We start from the raw sequence: 16476 nt of genomic DNA on the forward strand, positions 1-16476 counted from the left end.
CAGACGGCGCCCCTGCGGGTGAGTCGCCGCACTGGGGTCCGGCCGGCGTTCCCGCAGGCGAGCCGTACTCCGGCCTACGGGTGAACCGTGCTCCGGCCGTCTCCGGCGGGAGACCGCACCCCGGCGCAGGACCGCGCTCCGGGAGCGGGCCGGCGGTCCCGGCCTCCTGTTCGCCGGGAGGCCGGAACGCCGTCCGGGCGGGTGCGATAGGCGGGCCGACCCGGGAAACGCACCTAGACGGGGGTGCTGGTGATCACCGCGAAGTGCGCGCCGTACGGGTCGGCGAGGTGGGCGAAGCGGCCGACGCCCTCGGCGTCCATGGCCGGCATGACGACCCGGCCGCCGAGATCACCGGCCTTGGCGACGGTGTCGTCGCAGTCGGGGACCTCGAAGTACGGCAGCCAGCGGGCGGTGTCGCCGGGCTGCAGCGGCATGATGCCGGCGATGCCGGCCTCCTCGCCGCCTCCGGCGGGTGTCACCGTGATGTAGGTCGCGTCGCCGAACGGCACATCCTGGATGTTCCAGCCGAAGACCGCCTCGTAGAAGGGGCGGATCGCATCGGGGGCCGGGGTGTACAGCTCCAGCCAGGCCAGCGAGCCCGGCACGGTGACGAGATCGAGCCCGCTCAGCCTGTCGGGCTCCCAGGCCGCGAACTCGGCGCCGCCCGGATCGGTGAACCCGGCCATCCGGCCGTTGTCGAAGACCGCGAACGGGGCGAAGCGTACGGTGCCGCCCGCCTGCTCGACGGCCTTGGTGGCCGCGTCGCCGTCGGCCGTGTGGAAGTAGACCGTCCAGGCGGTCCGCGCTCCCTCCTGGGTCAGGGGGCCGACGGCGGCGACGGTCTTACCGCCGATCTGGAAGAAGCCGTAGCCTCCCCCCTCGGGACCGGCCGAGAGGAACTCCCAGCCGAGCACGCCGCCGTAGAAGGCGACGGCGCCCTCGGTGTCGGGAGTGCCGAGGTCGATCCAGTTGGGAGCGCCGTGGACGTACTGCGTGGTGAGCATGGCATGCTCCTTCGAGGTGCCTACGTGTCGCGGTGGCGTTCGTCGCGGCCTGTCGCGGGCGCGTGGCGGCGTCTGCCGCCGGGCGCACGGCGGGGCGTCACCCGTCTGAGTACTGTCAGCCTGGCACGGCCCACCGACGATTCCGAGGGCCCACGCGGTCCCCGGAGCACGTGCCGTGATCGAGGGCTCCGGCGCCCGTCACCCCTGAGCGATCCCTGAACGCTCGCCGGACCCCGGGGCCCGTCGACCCCCGAGTCCTCGTCCGGTCCCCTACGCCCTCGTGGCGGACCGCGCGGACGAGTCGGGTGCGGGGTCGGCGCATACGACGCGGTCGCGTCCGGCGGTCTTGGCGGCGTACAGCGCGGTGTCGGCGCGGCGCAGCAGCCGCAAGGGGGTCTCCCGGCCGTCCCACAGCGCGAGACCGGCCGAGAAGGTCTGCTCGTGCGGGGTGACCAGGCGCAGAGCCTGCAGCAGATGCTCGGCGGCCGCCAGATCGCGGCCGGGCATCAGCAGCACGAACTCCTCACCGCCGTAGCGGGCCAGCATGTCGGCCGAGCTCAGCAGCAGGCTCCAGGCCCTGGCGGCCCCGGCCAGCAGCTGGTCGCCGCCCTGGTGGCCGTAGGTGTCGTTGAAGCGCTTGAAGTGGTCCAGGTCGAGCATGGCCAGCGTCAGCGGGACGTCCTCGCGGGCGGCGCGTTCGTAGTCGCGGGCCAGCTGGGCGTCCAGGGTGCGGCGGTTGGGCAGGCCGGTGAGCATGTCGGTGCGGGCGACCCGGTCGAGCCGGCGGGCCTGGTCCTGCAGGCGGCGCAGGAGGGTGGCCATGCGGGCCACGACCAGGACGAACAGTACGGCCGATACGACGGTGACGGCCCAGGCGCTGAGCTCGAAGCCGAAGGCGAGCTGCACGGCCAGGGTGCCGGGGGCGAGCAGGACCACGGCGGTCAGCGTGAGCAGCCGGCGGGTGGTGAAGGTCGCCAGGGCGTCGGGGGTGGGGCGCAGCAGGTCCCGGGCGGAGGGGTGCAGCGCGGCGGCGCCCCAGACCACGTACGACAGCAGGAACGGCAGGTCGCCGACAATGACCGAGCCCTCGATCATGATGAAGATCACATCTCCGGCGAGCAGCAGGATCAGCGCGGCGGTCAGCAGCCGGTACGCCGGCATCTGCGTGCCCGAGGTGGTCAGCAGCCGCACCAGCCCGGCCAGCAGGATCACGTCGGCGATGGGATAGCCCAGCGCGATCAGCTGGGAGAAGAGCGAGTCGTGCCCGCCGATGTTCGGCTGGATCAGCAGCACCCAGTACGGCAGGGCCAGGCCGACGACCATGATGGTGCTGTCGAGGCGGGCCTCCCGATCGGCCGTGGAGCGGCGGTGCCGGGCGAGCATGAGGAGGGAGGCGGTGACGAACGGATATTCCAGTAGATAGAGCACGTCGGCCGGGGACGGGAAGGGGTCGACTCCGGCGATGTGCTCGTAGTAGAGCCACATGACATCACCGAAGACGGCGGCGAGCTGGCCCAGCCCCATCAGCGCCCAGGCGAGGCCGATTGCGTGCCGGAACCGGGCCGCCGTGACGAGCACGGCCACGACGCTGGACATCCCGATCGCGGCGTACATGACGTCGGCCCACACCTCGTCCGGGAGCAGCGCGAAGATCCCCACGGCGATCAGACCGCCGAGGAGATAGACACGCCAAATCCGATAACTGGGCACGCCGCCCTATCGACAGCCCGGCGGCGTTCCTGAGAGGAAGTTCGCACGCCGGCGGATCCGGGATCCTCCGGGCGGTCACGAGGGCGCGGCACCGAAGAGAAAACCCCAGGCGTACGGCCTGGGGTGTGCTCTGCCCCACTCCGGGGGCGTGGTGGACGATACTGGGATTGAACCAGTGACCTCTTCCGTGTCAGGGAAGCGCTCTCCCGCTGAGCTAATCGTCCGCGTGGGAAGACCAGAGGTGGAGACGGGATTTGAACCCGTGTACACGGCTTTGCAGGCCGTTGCCTCGCCTCTCGGCCACTCCACCGAGCGAGGCCCGGAGGCCTCCTTCGAGCGGAAGACGGGATTCGAACCCGCGACCCTCACCTTGGCAAGGTGATGCTCTACCACTGAGCCACTTCCGCGTGTGCCCGCCGGGGAACCCGGCCTCACGCAGAGAACTTTAGCGAATACCCGGCGACTCCCCAAACCGGAATTCCGGTACGGGCCGTGAGGCCGGGGAGATGTAAGGGTCTAACATGGCATACACCGGTTACATCTGCAGTGAATCATCTACAGCGAGAGAGTGACACCATGCGCGACAACGTGGTCGTGAACATCGGGCCCGAGCCGCTGACCTTCGGCGAGGTCGTCGCCGTGGCCCGGCACGGCGCCGCCGTGCGCCTCACCGACGACGCCGTGGCCGCGATGGCCGCGGCCCGCACCCGCGTGGACGAACTCGCTGAGAGCCCCACCCCGGCCTACGGGGTCTCGACCGGCTTCGGGGCGCTGGCCACCCGGCACATCGCCCCCGAGCTGCGCGCCCAGCTCCAGCGCTCCCTGGTCCGCTCGCACGCCGCCGGCGCGGGACCCGAGGTGGAGACCGAGGTCACCCGCGCGCTGATGCTCCTGCGCCTGCACACCCTCGCCACCGGCCACACCGGCGTACGCCCCCGCGTCGCCAAGGTGCTGGAGGCCATGCTCAACGCCGGGATCACGCCGGTCGTGCACGAGTACGGCAGCCTGGGCTGCTCCGGCGACCTGGCCCCGCTCTCCCACGTGGCCCTCGCGATCATGGGGGAGGGGGCCGTCCGCGACTCCGGCGGGAACCCGGTCGCCGCCGCCGAGGCGCTCAAGCAGGCGGGCGTCGAGCCCGTCGAGCTGGCCGCCAAGGAGGGCCTCGCACTCATCAACGGCACCGACGGCATGCTCGGCATGCTGGTCCTCGCCATGGACGACCTGGCCCGCCTGTTCAAGACCGCCGACATCGCCGCGGCCATGAGCGTGGAGGCCCTGCTCGGCACCGACCGCGTCTTCGCCGCCGACCTTCAGGCCCTGCGCCCGCACCCCGGCCAGGCCGCCAGCGCCGCCAACCTCCGCACGCTGCTGCGGGACTCGGGCATCATGGCCAGCCACCGGGACGGCACCTGCACCCGGGTCCAGGACGCCTACTCGCTGCGCTGCGCCCCCCAGGTCGCCGGCGCCGCCCGTGACACCCTCGCGCACGCCGCGTCCGTCGCGATGCGCGAGCTCGCCTCCGCGATCGACAACCCGGTGGTGCTGGCCGACGGCCGGGTGGAGTCCAACGGCAACTTCCACGGCGCCCCCGTCGGCTACGTGCTCGACTTCCTGGCCATCGCCGTGGCGGACGTGGCGAGCATCTCCGAGCGCCGTACCGACCGCATGCTCGACGTGGCCCGCAACCACGGGCTGCCCGCGTTCCTGGCCGACGACCCGGGCGTGGACTCCGGGCACATGATCGCGCAGTACACCCAGGCCGCGATCGTCTCCGAGCTCAAGCGCCTGGCCGCGCCCGCGAGCGTGGACTCCATCCCGAGCTCCGCCATGCAGGAGGACCACGTCTCCATGGGCTGGTCGGCCGCGCGCAAGCTGCGCCGGGCGATCGAGGGCCTGACCCGGGTGCTCGCCGTGGAGATCCTCACCGCGGCCCGCGCCATCGACCTGCGGGCGCCGCACACGCCCGCGCCCGCGACCGGGGCCGTGGTGACCGCCCTGCGCCAGTCCGTGCCGGGCCCGGGCCCGGACCGCTTCCTCGCCCCGGAGATCGAGTCGGTGGTGCGCATGGTGGCCGACGCCTCCGTGGTCGCCGCGGCGGAGGCGGTCACCGGCCCGCTCGCCTGACCCCGGCCCACCCGGCCCCGGCGCTCACCGGTCCGTCCTGGCTCACCCGGCCCCGGCGCCCACCGGTTCACCCCGGTCCGCCGGGGCACGGCGATCACCTGGCTCATGGGACGGCCGCCGTCACCTCCACCTCGATCATCAGCCCCGGCCGGAACAGCCGTGACACCTCCACGGTCGTGCTGGCCGGGGGCTCGCCGGTGATGAAGCGCCGCCGGACGGCCCCGTACTCCGGCAGGCGCGACATGTCGGTGAGGAACGTCCGGATGTGGGTCACGTCGTCGAACGTGCAGCCCTGGTCCGCGAGGATGCGCGCCAGGGACTCCATCACGTGCTCGGACTGCGCCGTCATGTCGCCCTCGCCGGCCACGTTCCCGCCGGAGTCCAGCGCGACCTGCCCGGAGACGAACAACAGGTCTCCCGCCCGGGTGGCGTGGGAGTAGAGGCCGTTGGTCGCCGGGACCGAGGCCGGGTTGACCTTCTCCACCCCGGTACGGCCGGCCGCCCCGCCGGACAGGTCCCGCACCGGAGCACCGGCCGCGCCGGGCCTGTTCTGGACCCCGGTGCCTGCCGTACCGGGACCGTCCTGACTCAGGTCGCCTGCCGTATCGGGACCGTCCTGGATCCCGGTGTCTGCCGCGCCGGGACCGTCCCGATCCGGGGCCGCGTCCGGGCCGCCCGGCTCCCGCGCCGCGTGCCCGACGCGCTCGATGTGCCCGACGCGCTCGACGTGCCCGAACACGGCCGTCAGGTCCTCCCCGCCCAGCCCCGCCGCGACCGCCGCCGTCAGCCGGCCCTCGGCCGCGGCCGCGAGCGTCTGGACCGGGTGCGCGGCCAGCCGCAGGTCCTTGGCCGCCAGGCCGAGGGCGTAACGCGGCTCGGAGGGGCCGCCCTCCACCGCGGGGCGGATCCGTTCGGCCAGCGCCCCGAGCGGGGTGCGCCCCAGCACCTCCAGCAGTGTCCCGGTGTCCACCCCGGCCGCCCGGGCGTAGGCCGCCGTCTCGGCGAGCAGCACCTGCGCGGGCACCAGCGTGCTCATCACGGCCAGCTTCAGGGCCGCCCCCGCTCCCGGCCCGCCCACTTCCCGTACCACGCCGAACACCCCGAGCACCTCCCGGCAGCGCGCCAGATCCCGCGCCGTCCCCCCGGCCAGGACCGTCAGCGTGCCGGAGCGGGCGGGCTCCACGCTGCCCAGCACCGGGGCGTCCACCAGCCCCGCCGAGGAGGGGAGCAGGGCGCGCAGCCCGGCCACCGCCCCGGGGCCGATCGTGGACATCTCGACCACCACGACCCCCTCCGCCAGTCCGGGCGCCGCCGCGGACAGGACGTCGTGCACCGCCTGCGGATCGCTGAGCATCGTGACGACCAGCTCCGCGCCGGCCACGGCCTCGGCGGGCGAGTCGGCGACCGCCGCGCCCTCCACGGCGCGCGGGGTGCGGTTCCACACCGTCACCTTGTGCCCGGCCTCCACGAGTCGCCGGGCCATCGGGGCGCCCATGCGCCCCAGACCGAGAAAAGCAATCACGTGCCCCGACGTTAGGGATGTCCGAGCCATTCCACCAGCGACTAAATAGTATGTAACCCATGCATAATAGGAATGGGTCCGGCCGTGTTTGACATCGAAGCGCTGCGCCTGCTGGACGCGGTCGCGCGCACCGGTTCGTTCACCGCGGCGGCGGCCCGGCTCGACTACACGCAGTCGGCGGTCTCGCGGCGGATCGCCTCGCTGGAACGGCAGGCGGGCGGGCCGCTGTTCGAGCGGCTGCCCCGCGGCGTGCGCCTGACCCCCGCCGGGGAGCTGCTCCACCGGCACGCCGCGGTCGTCCTCAACCGTCTCGACCGGGCGGCGGAGGACCTCGCCGGGATCCACGGCGGCTACCGCGGCCGGGTACGCGTCGGGGCGTTCGCCACCGCCAACGTCGCCTTGGTGCCTGTCGCCCTGCGGGCCTTCCGGCGGGAGTTCCCGCAGGTCGAGCCGGTGCCGGTGGAGGCGCCCAGCCCGGGCCTGATGCGCCGGATGCGCGAGGGCGGCCTGGACGTCGCGGTGGTCAGCGACTATCCCTCCGGCCTGCCGTACGACGACGAGGTCGAGATCGTCCAGCTGGCCGAGGACGAGCTGCTCGTGGCGCTGCCCGGGGACCATCGGCTGGCCGCGGCCGATCCGGCCGACCCGGTCGACCTGCGGGAGCTGCGGGAGGAGACCTGGATCGAGGCGCCCCCGCCCGGCCGGAGGACCGCGCTCGCCGACGCCTGCGCCCGCGCGGGGTTCACACCCCGTACCACCGTCAGAATCGCCGAGTGGACCGGCAAGTTCGGTTTCGTGGCGGCGGGACTGGGAGTCACCCTGGTCCCCTCCCTGGCCGCCTGGGCGGTCCCGGCCGGCCTGGCGCTGCGCTCCCTGGGCGAGTTCGCGCCGCGCCGTACCGTCTCCGCCGCGCTCCCGCCCGCCTGCCTGCCCGCCGCCCGCGCGCTGGTGCGCTTCCTGGCCGAGTCGGCGGACGAACAGGTGCGGGCGGTCGCGGAGGACAGGCGGAGGGGCGGGGCACGCCGGGCGGAGAGGGGGAGGAGCGGCGGGGCGCGCCGGGCGGCGGAGAGGGGGAGGAGCGGACAGGCGCGACAATGAGAGGGTGCACGACTCCTTCGCCCACGCCGGAGGCCTGCTGGCCACCCGGCTCCTCGACGTCACCACCGACCTGTCCGCGCTGGACGGTCAGGGGTGGTGGGCCGTCGTGGTCGACTACGAGGGCAAGGTCACGTGCGCCAGGTTCGCCGACGTCCGGCCCGCGCCTCTGCCGGCGCCGCGCGGTCCCTGGCGCGGGCCCCACCCGTCGCGGTGGCGCAGCTCTCTCGACCGCGCCGCCTACGAGGCCGGGGTGGAGCGCATCCGCGGATACATCGAGCGCGGCGAGGTCTACCAGGCCAACCTGTGCCGGGTGCTCACCGCGTCGCTGCCGCAGGAGGCGGACCCGCTGGCGCTGGCCGTACGGCTGGCCGAGGGCAACCCGGCCCCGCACGCCGCAACGGTCTGCCTGCCCGGCCTGAGCGTGGTGTCGGCCTCGCCGGAGCTGTACCTGTCCCGGGACGGCGAGGTGATCGAGTCCCGGCCGATCAAGGGCACCGGCGTCACCGCCGGAGACCTCCTGGAGAAGGACCACGCCGAGAACGTGATGATCGTCGACCTGGTCCGCAACGATCTGGGCCGGGTCGCCTCCGTGGGCTCGGTGACCGTCCCGGCGCTGTGCGAGGTGGAGGAGCACCCCGGCCTGGTGCACCTGGTCTCCACGGTGCGGGCCCGGCTCGCGCCGGAGTACGGATGGCCGGAACTGTTCTCCGCGACGTTCCCTCCGGGTTCGGTGACCGGTGCGCCGAAATCCTCGGCTCTGCGCATCATCAACGAGCTCGAACCCGAGCCCCGCGGGCCCTACTGTGGTGCCGTGGGCTGGGTCGACGCCGACCGGCGGCGGGCGTCGCTGGCCGTGGGGATCCGCACCTTCTGGCTGTCGGCCGGTGAGATCCACTTCGGCACGGGCGCGGGCATCACCTGGGGCAGCGATCCGCGGCGCGAGTGGCGCGAGACCGAACTGAAGGCCTCCCGGCTCATCGCCCTCGCCTCGACCCCCTGAGCCCCGCCGTTCCTCAATTCCGACAGATATCCCGACTGCTATTCCGACAAGGAGACATTCCCGATGGACGTACCCGTATGGGTCAACGGACGCCTGATCGATCCGGACCAGGCCGTGGTCTCGGTCTTCGACCACGGTCTCATGGTCGGCGACGGCGTCTTCGAGACGGTCAAGTTCACCGACGGCACCTCGTTCGCGCTCAGCCGCCACCTGGACCGGCTCAAGGTCTCGGCCCGGCTGATGGAGCTGCCCGAGCCGGACACCGACGCGATCGCCGAGGGGGTGCGGGCCGTCCTGGCCCAGGCGCCGTCCTGGCCGCTGGGCCGGATCCGCATCACCTACACCAGCGGGCCGGGGCCGCTCGGCTCCGACCGGGGCGGCCAGGGCCCCACCACCGTGATCATCGTCGGTGAGCAGAAGCTGTTCCCCGCCACCGCCGACGTCACCGTGGTCCCGTGGCCGCGCAACGAGCGCGGCGTTCTGTCCGGGGTCAAGAGCACCTCCTACGGCGACAACGCCAAGGCGCTCTTCTACGCCAAGGCCAGGGGCGGCGGCGAAGCGATCTTCGGCAACCTCGCGGGGAACCTCTGCGAGGGCACCGGCAGCAACGTCTTCCTCGTGCGCGACGGACGGCTCGTCACCCCCACGCTCGGCTCCGGCTGCCTGGCGGGCGTCACCCGGGCCCTGACCCTGGAGTGGTGCGGCGGCGTCGAGGAGGACGTGCCGCTGTCGGCCCTCTACGAGGCCGAGGAGGCGTTCCTGACCTCGACCACCCGCGACATCCAGCCGATCCGCGCGGTCGACGGCACCGTGCTCCCGGTCGCGCCCGGGCCGGTCACGGCCAAGGCGATGCAGGTGTTCGCCGAGCGCTCGGCGGCCGACCTCGACCCGTGACGGGCCGGCCGCCGACCGGCCCCGGTCCGCGAACCGGGGCCCCGCGCGTCAGTAGGTCACCTGAGTCTGGGCGTTGAGCTCCTCGGTCTTGACCTGCTTGGCCGGGTCGGTCAGCGGGTCGTCGATCCGGAGCACGTCCAGGCCCTTGGTGATGTCGCTGGAGTAGATGTGGCCGTTGTAGTAGTAGGCCGACCACGATCCGGCGAGCCCGGGCACCGGGCCGCGCTCGAAGAAGCCGATCTCGCGGGGGTTGGCGGAGTCGGTGAAGTCCCAGATCGACACCCCGCCCTGGTACCACGCCTGGACCATGATGTCCTTGCCCGGAATCGGGAGCAGCGAGCCGTTGTGGGCCACGCAGTTCTCGTCGGGCTGCTGCTCCCTGGGGATCTTGAAGTAGCTCCGCAGCGTCAGGGTGCGCCCGTCGGTGAGCTCGTAGACGGCGTTCGCGCCCTTGGTCCTGGGGGTGTTGCGGTCACAGGTGGCGCCCATGCCGCCGCCCAGCTCGTCACCGAAGACGACCTTGGTGGCGTCGTTGTTGAAGGTGGCCGAGTGCCAGATGGAGAAGTTCTCCCGGTCGCTCACGTGCTGCAGCACCTTGGGCTTCACCCGGTCGGTGATGTCCAGCAGGATGCCGTCGCCGAAGCAGGCCGCGGCGGCGAGGTTCTTCTGGGGGTAGGCGGTGATGTCGTGGCAGCCGCCGATCTCCGTGCGGACGCTCTCGTCGGAGATCACCGGATTCGAGACGACCTTGGCCGCGGCCGGGTCGCCCGTGGGGACCTCGACGATCGAGAAGATGTTGTGCGGGCCGGGGCAGGTCGAGGACCCGGGCTCGGGACCGGGGGAGGAGACGTAGAGATAGACCGTCTGCGGGTCCGTTCCCGGCACGAGGGTGTGGGTGTGGGAGCCGCAGGGGGTGCTGACCGCCGAGACGAACTTCGGCTCGGCCTTGTCGGTGATGTCGAAGATCCGGATGCCCTCCCAGCCCTCCTCGCCCGTCTGCTCGCCGTCGTCGCACCCGGGGCCGCCGCGCGGCCGGTCGATCGAGAGGAACAGCAGGTTGCCCGTCACCGAGACGTCGTTCTGCTCGCCGGGGCAGAACACCCGGCTGACCACGCCGGGCTTGGCGGGGTCGGAGATGTCGAACACGGTGAAGCCGTCGAAGTTGCCCACGAACGCGTGGTCGTCCTGGAAGGCCAGGTCGGTGCCCCAGGCCTGGGGGCCGTCGAGCGGGGCCCCGGGCGGCACGTTGGCGACGTGGGTGACGTTCGCACTGTGCAGGACCTCATCCGAACCCGGCGCGGAGGCGGAACCGGAGTCCTGGGCGGAGGGAGCCGTCGTGGGAGCCTGCGCCCCTGGAGCCGGCGACTCCGGATCCGCGCCACAGCCCGCCGCCACGAGGATCGCCGCCAGCACGAGCGCTGCGATTGGTCGCACAGTACTCCCATCGATTGGATTGGCTTGCACCATTATTGATGGTATGCGGGGTGTGTATCGGTCGCGCGGCGCTCTCGTCGCGTTCCTGTCGGCGTTGATCCTGCCGACGTCGGTCCTGTCGGGATGCGCGCAGACGGAGCCGGACAGGGGGGCGCCGCTGGTGGCGGACACCGGCGCGCCGGTCATCATCCCCGGCGGACCGGGGGAGGCGGGGCGTACGGCGAAGCCGGGCGAACGGTTCGGCGACTCGGAGGCCCGGGTGACGGCGGCCGACGTGCGCTTCGCGGAGGGCATGATCCCCCATCACCGCCAGGCGCTGGAGATGGCGGAGCTGGTCCCGGCACGGTCGTCGTCGACCGCGGTGCGGACGCTCGCCGAGCGGATCATCGCGGCCCAGCGGCCCGAGATCGCCGCCATGACCGCGTGGCTGAAGTCGATCGGCCGGGCCCCGGAGGGCCACGCGGACCACACGGTCTCCCTGGAGGAGATGAACCGGCTCAGGGCGGCCAGGGACGCCGCCTTCGACGAGCTCTTCCTGAAGCTGATGATCGCCCATCACGAGGCGGCCGTGACGATGGCCGGCCAGGAGCTGCGCGAGGGGACCGACCGGGCCATGCGCGCCACGGCGGCCGACGTCGTCTCCGGCCAGAACATCGAGATCTCCCGCATGCGGGAGATCCAGGAGGAGCGGTAGACCCGGAGGTCAGGAGCTCCAGAGCATGTTGCTGAGCTCGGCGTCCAGGTCCATGAAGTCGGTCTCGCGACCGGCCGACACCAGCTCGTAGGTGCGGTGCAGGAACTCGGTGAGCGGGGCCAGCGGCACCTCGAACAGCGCCTGCCCGAACGGCGAGGTGAGACTGATGTGCAGCGTGCGCTCGCCGTCGGCGCGCGCCGGCCACACCTGCACGTCTCCGTCGCCGACCCGTCGCACGATGCCGACGGTCAGCAGCTCACGGGCGAAAATCCACTCGACCGGCTCGTCGTTGCCCACGTGAAAGGCCATCCTGATCGCGTACGGGTCGTCAGCCGTGTAGCTGAGTCCGGCGAGCAGGGGGACGGTAGTACGGTCGGGGACCACAAGCCGAAGGCCCAGCTCGGCAGAGACGGTGGTGCTGTTCATCGTCAGCCAAACCTTTTCGTCGTCGGTCCCCTCTGCGGGGCTTCCACTACTTCTGATCGGATCTCGTCCGCTCCTACGAGGCGGAACGAAGAGACCTGTAGGAGAGATTCCGCCTCCAGGCCGTTCTGTAACGCACATCACAGCGCGACATTTCTGCGCTTACCTGGCTAAACGCCATCAACGGGGTCGTATTTACGAGGGTTTTGCGCATCGTTTCCATCACGCTCGACTTCCCAACTGGGGTGTCTCCGGCGATAGGTGTCTAGCCATGGTCGTTACGGTACTTCTCCGGATCAGGTTGATGCTATGACACCGTAGCGTCCCATCGGGTTCATCACCGACCCTTTGCCGCTATCGCGTCGCACCCACGGCCCCCTCCGCCGCCTCTCCAAGATCACGCCCTCCGCCCCCTCACCTGAGCCGCTTCGCGAGCGGTCCCGGATTGCTGTATGGTTTTCCACGTCGGCACCGCCAAGGAGCCACACAGGGCGGGCGATTAGCTCAGCGGGAGAGCGCTTCGTTCACACCGAAGAGGTCACTGGTTCGATCCCAGTATCGCCCACACAGATGAGACGCAGGTCAGAGCCTGTCGGTTGACACCAACCGGCGGGCTCTTCTGTTTCCTGTGGGGCGATGGGAGCCAATCGGGGAGCCACCTCACTCCGACTCGGCCCGCCGGCTGTCGCCGAAGACGGTGTTCATGGTGTGGGCGCCCTTCGTGATCACCGGTCGGAGCTGGTGCCGATAGACGGCCTCAGTGACGCTGGTGCCTGCGTGCCCCACCAGATCGGCGATGGTCTCCAGGGGTACGCCCTGGTCGCTCATGATGGAGACGAAGGAGTGCCGCAGCTCGCGGGGCACCCATCCCGGTCCGATCTGCGCGTCCTCGGTGATCTTCCGGAACGCCCGGCGCACGTTGGCGGCATCCAACGGGGTGCCGACGCCGGTGCAGAACACCAGGTTGTGATCGTGCCAGGCGGTGCCCGCCTTCAGCTTCTGGGCGGCCTGGCGGGTGTGGTGCTGCCGCAGCGCCCCAGCGGCGATCTTGGGCAGTTCCAGCGTGCGCCGGGACTTACGGGTCTTGGTGTCACCTCCTACTCGGTCGGCCCGCCATACGTAGATGGCGAACTTCTTGTGCTTGAACCCTGCCTCGGTCACCGGTCGCCAGGACTTGGTGCTGGGCATCCAGGCGACGACGTGATCCCAGCGCAGCGCGCGAGCCTCCTCGGTCCGGATGCCGGTGGTGAGGCTGAGCACCACGTAGGCGTGGAGGTCGGAGGATTCTGCGGCCGTGAGCACCGCCTGCGCCTGCTGCCGGGTGAGCGCCTTGCTGGGCCGCCCGTCGGTGCCCTTGGCGTGGTGACCAGCTCGGCGACGTTCCTGAGCACCAGGTCGCGGGCCTGGGCTTGCCGGATGGCCCGTTTCACGATGCTGTGAACATCTCGGAGCGTCCGGGTGGACAGCTCGCTTGCCAGCTCGTCAAGCCACTCATCCACGTCATCGGCACGGAGCCGGTGGAGTTTGGCCTTGCCCAGCTTCGGGATGACGTGCCTGTCGGCGAGGATGCGCAGCTTGGTGACGGTGCGCTCAGATCGGTCCTTGAGGCCCTTGTCGAGCCAGTCGTTGACGGCATCGCGCACGGTGTAGTTCTCCGATGCGGTGATGCCTGCCTCAAGGTCTTTGACGGCCTTGATCAGCTTGTCCTTGACCGCAGTTTTTGTCCGGCCCTTGCGCTTGAGGCGCTGGCGCTTGCCGTCGGGGTCGAATCCCAAGGAGATGGCTCCGGTGTAGCCCTCTGCCTCGGGATAGATGGTCGCTTCGTACGTGCCGATCAGGATCTTGGCCAAGGGATCACCCCTTCTCGTGGCGGTTGAGATACTCCTCGATCGCCTTCCTGATCACCCACGACACGTCGCGCTCCTGCGACTCGGCGTACCTGCGGAGACGGTCTTTCAGCTCCGCATCCACCCGGACGGGTGGCAGGGTCGTTCGGTCGCGCGTCATAGACGCCTTCCTTTCTGTGCCATGGAGTTATCAAGAGGCGCTCGCCGGTTGCGCGGCGGTGCCGCACAACCGGCCCTGTAAACCGTTGTAGTACGCCGCTCTACACCTCGCCTGCGGATTCCAGCGAGGAGACGAAGTCGGCAAGGTGCCGATCGGTGATCCGGCGCAGCTTGCCGATCTTGATGCTCTTGAGCTGTCCGGTGCGGAGCAGGTAGTAGATCTTGTCGCGGCCCACGTGCAGCATCTCCGCGACCTGTTCGACGGTGTATGCCTGCAAGCTCACCTCCTTTCCGGTGTCCGTACGGCGGGCACCAGTTGGTTGGGAATCACCTCCTGTGGTGACGGGGTGTGGTCGTCCACGCGTTCGTCCACGGACGCGCGCGCCGCGCTTACGTGCAGGCGCGCGCGTGGAGGTGGACGTGGACGATTACTGACGGTCAGGAACTTGGGGTGGCGCGCCAGCGTCCCCGGCTGACCTGACTGGCGCGGTCGGCGCGGGCGTGGTCTTGGAGCCGGTAGTAGATCCAGGAGCGGCCCATGCCGGTGGTGCGCATGAGATCGTCGATCGACAGCCCGGTGTCGGGCGCTGCTTGCAGTGCCGACCACAGGATGTCTTCCGCGCTGGGGGCTGAGTCGGCGCGGGCGTGCTTGCCCGGGGACGCCGGCGGCGGTTCGGCGGGTTCGTCGGCGGTGTCGGCGGCGGCTTCGAGGGCGGCGGCGGAGATCGGATCGAGGGGTGGGCGGGTGGGTGCGTGCCGGGCGGCGGTGTGCTGGACCCCGTCGTCGTCGAGCAGGAAGGTGCGGGCCCGGCGCGCGATGTCGTGCTCGGGTGCGCTGATCAGGAACTTGCCCGGAGCATCAAGGCTGTGGGGGTGCCAGCCGCTCTTGAGCATGCCTTGTCCCAGGATCAAGTCGACGTCGCGGCGCTCGCGGACTCGAAACGACAGCCGTACATCCATCTGGGAGCGCACCGCGCCTTGGCCCATGGCTTTCTGTGAGGGGCGTTGGGTGGCGGCCACGAGGGTGACCGCGACCGCGCGTCCGCGTCGGGCGATGGAGTCGGCGTGGCGGATCGCGCCGGGTGCCTCATCGACCAGTTCGGCGTACTCGTCGATGAGGATGATCAGGGCGGGAGCGTCCGGACGGGGTTGCCAGACCCGTTGTCCATACTGGGCCAGGGCATCGGCGCGCCCGTCGAGGATCACTACCGCATCGGCCATGAGTGCTTCGGCCTCTTGCGGGGTGGTGGCCAGGCGATCCAGGCAGGAGCTCCAGGGCAGCAGTTCCATGCCGCGTTTGAGATCGATGCCCCAGACGATGACGTCCGGGCAGGCCGACAGATCTCCCAGCAGGACGTTGACGCCGCCGCTCTTGCCCGCGCCGGCCACGCCGCCGATCAGGGCGTGCCGGCGCAGCAGGGAGACGCGTACCGGACTGCCCTCTTCGAACAGCCCGAGTTTGACGGGTTGGGTGATGGAGGTGACCGATGGTCCGGGCCAGGTGATGGCATCGGCGTGCGGATCGGTCTCGATGATGCGCAGTTCCAGGCGGTTGGCCCGCTCGGGGAGGGGTTGGATGCGGGCGGCTCCACGCCGAGTACCGAGCGCGGATTCCAGGGCGGGCAGCTTGGCGACGGCCTCTTCCACGGTTTGGCCGCGGGCCAGGGCGATGCGGGCGCGCCAGCCCCACAGGTCGACAATGGCCGATTGGATGCGGGAGCCGGCCAGCCCGACGGCTTGGGCGATATCGGGCCAGGCGCTCAGGGTGCGCTCCACCCGTACCCGGCTACGGAAAGACCAGCAATGCGGGCTTCCCCAACGAACGACGCGAGGTCTTCCTCGATGTCACGCCGCGGTGGACCTGCGAAGGCGATCACGCCCGGAATGAACTGCACCCGCAAATCCGGCCAGACGGCCGGAGCATGCGGCACTGGGTGATGTCGTCATCGGAATCGTCTCCTGAAATATCTCTGGCCAGTGCGGCAACCCGACCTATCCCACCGTGAATAGGAACGTTTCTCAGCACCGAACCTGGATATGGTGCAACGTGGGGAGGTAGCCGGCGGTTCATCCACCTGCCTTCAGCCGGAACGCGAGGCGGCGGGGCGCCTGCACGCGATAGCTGTCCGTCACCAGCTCGGCAACCTCGACCCAGTCCGTCTCGTCGTCCAGCACCATTCCCACGACATTCACAGCCCAGTCGGCCCGGAAGAACGGAGGGCCGGCATGCGCCAGCGCGGCCAACTCCCCGGGCGGCGCCCGGAAGGTCATCAGGATGGCCGGATCGTCCATATCGATGTACGCCGACCCCCTCTCGTCGGTGGTGTAGACGTGCAGGAACGTCCGCCGGCGAATCCGCCACCGCAAGCCGATCCACGCCGGCTCCTCGTACGCCTCGGGCAGCTCCCCGCAGATCACCCGAAGCCGGCCCACAACGGCGGGTGGAACGTCCGCGATGTCGCTCATCTGTACCTCCCGCGCCCATCCTGCCCGCCGGGTAGGACATCAGCACATCAGAGTCTCCGGGGTTGGCGGGGCCGCACCGACGTCATAGGACTATCGGGCCC

The 16476-nt window shown here is 70.9% G+C and carries 16 protein-coding genes and 4 tRNA genes; 7 read left to right on the top strand and 13 right to left on the bottom strand.

Annotation, left to right across the window (positions count from 1 at the left end; all coding sequences use genetic code 11):
• Window positions 1-233: 233 nt before the first annotated feature.
• The 5 genes from Pta02_RS07345 to Pta02_RS07365 all read right to left on the bottom strand — a co-directional run bounded on the left by Pta02_RS07345 (window position 234) and on the right by Pta02_RS07365 (window position 3121).
• Window positions 234-1004, bottom strand: a complete 771-nt coding sequence (locus Pta02_RS07345) for a VOC family protein (protein ID WP_203873927.1) — start codon at window positions 1002-1004, stop codon at window positions 234-236.
• A gap of 270 nt (window positions 1005-1274) precedes the next feature.
• Entirely contained in the window at window positions 1275-2714 is a 1440-nt protein-coding gene (locus Pta02_RS07350; protein WP_203873928.1) for a GGDEF domain-containing protein, read from the bottom strand.
• A 149-nt stretch (window positions 2715-2863) separates the two neighbouring features.
• Window positions 2864-2938 (bottom strand) — tRNA-Val (locus tag Pta02_RS07355).
• A gap of 15 nt (window positions 2939-2953) precedes the next feature.
• Window positions 2954-3024 (bottom strand) — tRNA-Cys (locus tag Pta02_RS07360).
• Window positions 3025-3049: 25 nt separating this feature from the next.
• Window positions 3050-3121 (bottom strand) — tRNA-Gly (locus tag Pta02_RS07365).
• Between the two features lie 169 nt (window positions 3122-3290).
• Between Pta02_RS07365 and hutH the strand changes: the two genes are divergently transcribed.
• Window positions 3291-4838 carry a histidine ammonia-lyase gene (hutH, locus tag Pta02_RS07370; RefSeq protein WP_203873929.1) on the top strand — a complete coding sequence of 516 codons (1548 nt, stop codon included), beginning with the start codon at window positions 3291-3293 and terminating at the stop codon, window positions 4836-4838.
• A gap of 103 nt (window positions 4839-4941) precedes the next feature.
• Here hutH and Pta02_RS07375 read toward each other — a convergent pair whose 3' ends face one another.
• Window positions 4942-6360: an NAD(P)-binding domain-containing protein gene (locus tag Pta02_RS07375; protein ID WP_203873930.1), complete on the bottom strand. Its 1419-nt coding sequence runs from the start codon at window positions 6358-6360 to the stop codon at window positions 4942-4944.
• An 84-nt stretch (window positions 6361-6444) separates the two neighbouring features.
• On the opposite strand from Pta02_RS07375, the gene Pta02_RS07380 reads away from it, so the two are divergent.
• The 3 genes from Pta02_RS07380 to Pta02_RS07390 all read left to right on the top strand — a co-directional run bounded on the left by Pta02_RS07380 (window position 6445) and on the right by Pta02_RS07390 (window position 9352).
• Window positions 6445-7458 carry a LysR family transcriptional regulator gene (locus Pta02_RS07380; RefSeq protein WP_203873931.1) on the top strand — a complete coding sequence of 338 codons (1014 nt, stop codon included), beginning with the start codon at window positions 6445-6447 and terminating at the stop codon, window positions 7456-7458.
• Window positions 7459-7462: 4 nt separating this feature from the next.
• Complete coding sequence (locus Pta02_RS07385; RefSeq protein ID WP_203873932.1) at window positions 7463-8458, top strand: chorismate-binding protein; 996 nt, start codon at window positions 7463-7465, stop codon at window positions 8456-8458.
• A gap of 63 nt (window positions 8459-8521) precedes the next feature.
• Window positions 8522-9352: an aminotransferase class IV gene (locus Pta02_RS07390; protein ID WP_203873933.1), complete on the top strand. Its 831-nt coding sequence runs from the start codon at window positions 8522-8524 to the stop codon at window positions 9350-9352.
• Between the two features lie 48 nt (window positions 9353-9400).
• Here the strand turns inward: Pta02_RS07390 and Pta02_RS07395 are convergent, their stop codons facing one another.
• Window positions 9401-10786: an LVIVD repeat-containing protein gene (locus Pta02_RS07395; protein ID WP_239129803.1), complete on the bottom strand. Its 1386-nt coding sequence runs from the start codon at window positions 10784-10786 to the stop codon at window positions 9401-9403.
• A gap of 43 nt (window positions 10787-10829) precedes the next feature.
• On the opposite strand from Pta02_RS07395, the gene Pta02_RS07400 reads away from it, so the two are divergent.
• Window positions 10830-11480, top strand: a complete 651-nt coding sequence (locus tag Pta02_RS07400; protein WP_203873935.1) for a DUF305 domain-containing protein — start codon at window positions 10830-10832, stop codon at window positions 11478-11480.
• 9 nt (window positions 11481-11489) lie between these two features.
• Here Pta02_RS07400 and Pta02_RS07405 read toward each other — a convergent pair whose 3' ends face one another.
• Window positions 11490-11906 carry an SsgA family sporulation/cell division regulator gene (locus tag Pta02_RS07405; RefSeq protein WP_203873936.1) on the bottom strand — a complete coding sequence of 139 codons (417 nt, stop codon included), beginning with the start codon at window positions 11904-11906 and terminating at the stop codon, window positions 11490-11492.
• Between the two features lie 490 nt (window positions 11907-12396).
• Between Pta02_RS07405 and Pta02_RS07410 the strand changes: the two genes are divergently transcribed.
• A tRNA-Val gene (locus tag Pta02_RS07410) sits at window positions 12397-12468 on the top strand.
• A gap of 95 nt (window positions 12469-12563) precedes the next feature.
• On the opposite strand, the gene Pta02_RS07415 is transcribed toward Pta02_RS07410, so the two are convergent.
• The gene (locus Pta02_RS07415) at window positions 12564-13205 is read right to left on the bottom strand and encodes a site-specific integrase (protein ID WP_239129805.1); all 642 of its coding nucleotides are present in this window, start codon (window positions 13203-13205) and stop codon (window positions 12564-12566) included.
• 134 nt (window positions 13206-13339) lie between these two features.
• Between Pta02_RS07415 and Pta02_RS42485 the strand changes: the two genes are divergently transcribed.
• Entirely contained in the window at window positions 13340-13780 is a 441-nt protein-coding gene (locus tag Pta02_RS42485; RefSeq protein WP_507763415.1) for a hypothetical protein, read from the top strand.
• On the opposite strand, the gene Pta02_RS07425 is transcribed toward Pta02_RS42485, so the two are convergent.
• From Pta02_RS07425 to Pta02_RS07440, 4 genes are all read right to left on the bottom strand, one after another.
• Window positions 13758-13910 (bottom strand): CopG family ribbon-helix-helix protein, encoded by a 153-nt coding sequence (locus Pta02_RS07425; RefSeq protein WP_203873938.1) that lies wholly within the window; start codon window positions 13908-13910, stop codon window positions 13758-13760. The genes Pta02_RS42485 and Pta02_RS07425 overlap by 23 nt on opposite strands.
• 100 nt (window positions 13911-14010) lie before the next feature.
• Window positions 14011-14187 (bottom strand): helix-turn-helix domain-containing protein, encoded by a 177-nt coding sequence (locus Pta02_RS07430; protein ID WP_203873939.1) that lies wholly within the window; start codon window positions 14185-14187, stop codon window positions 14011-14013.
• Window positions 14188-14347: 160 nt separating this feature from the next.
• The gene (locus Pta02_RS07435) at window positions 14348-15685 is read right to left on the bottom strand and encodes a cell division protein FtsK (RefSeq protein WP_203873940.1); all 1338 of its coding nucleotides are present in this window, start codon (window positions 15683-15685) and stop codon (window positions 14348-14350) included.
• A gap of 291 nt (window positions 15686-15976) precedes the next feature.
• A complete protein-coding gene (locus Pta02_RS07440) occupies window positions 15977-16375 on the bottom strand; it encodes an MmcQ/YjbR family DNA-binding protein (RefSeq protein WP_203873941.1) in 399 nt (132 codons plus the stop codon).
• Window positions 16376-16476 lie beyond the last annotated feature (101 nt).

It is taken from the genome of Paraplanobispora takensis, assembly GCF_016863195.1.
GTDB lineage: Bacteria > Actinomycetota > Actinomycetes > Streptosporangiales > Streptosporangiaceae > Planobispora > Planobispora takensis.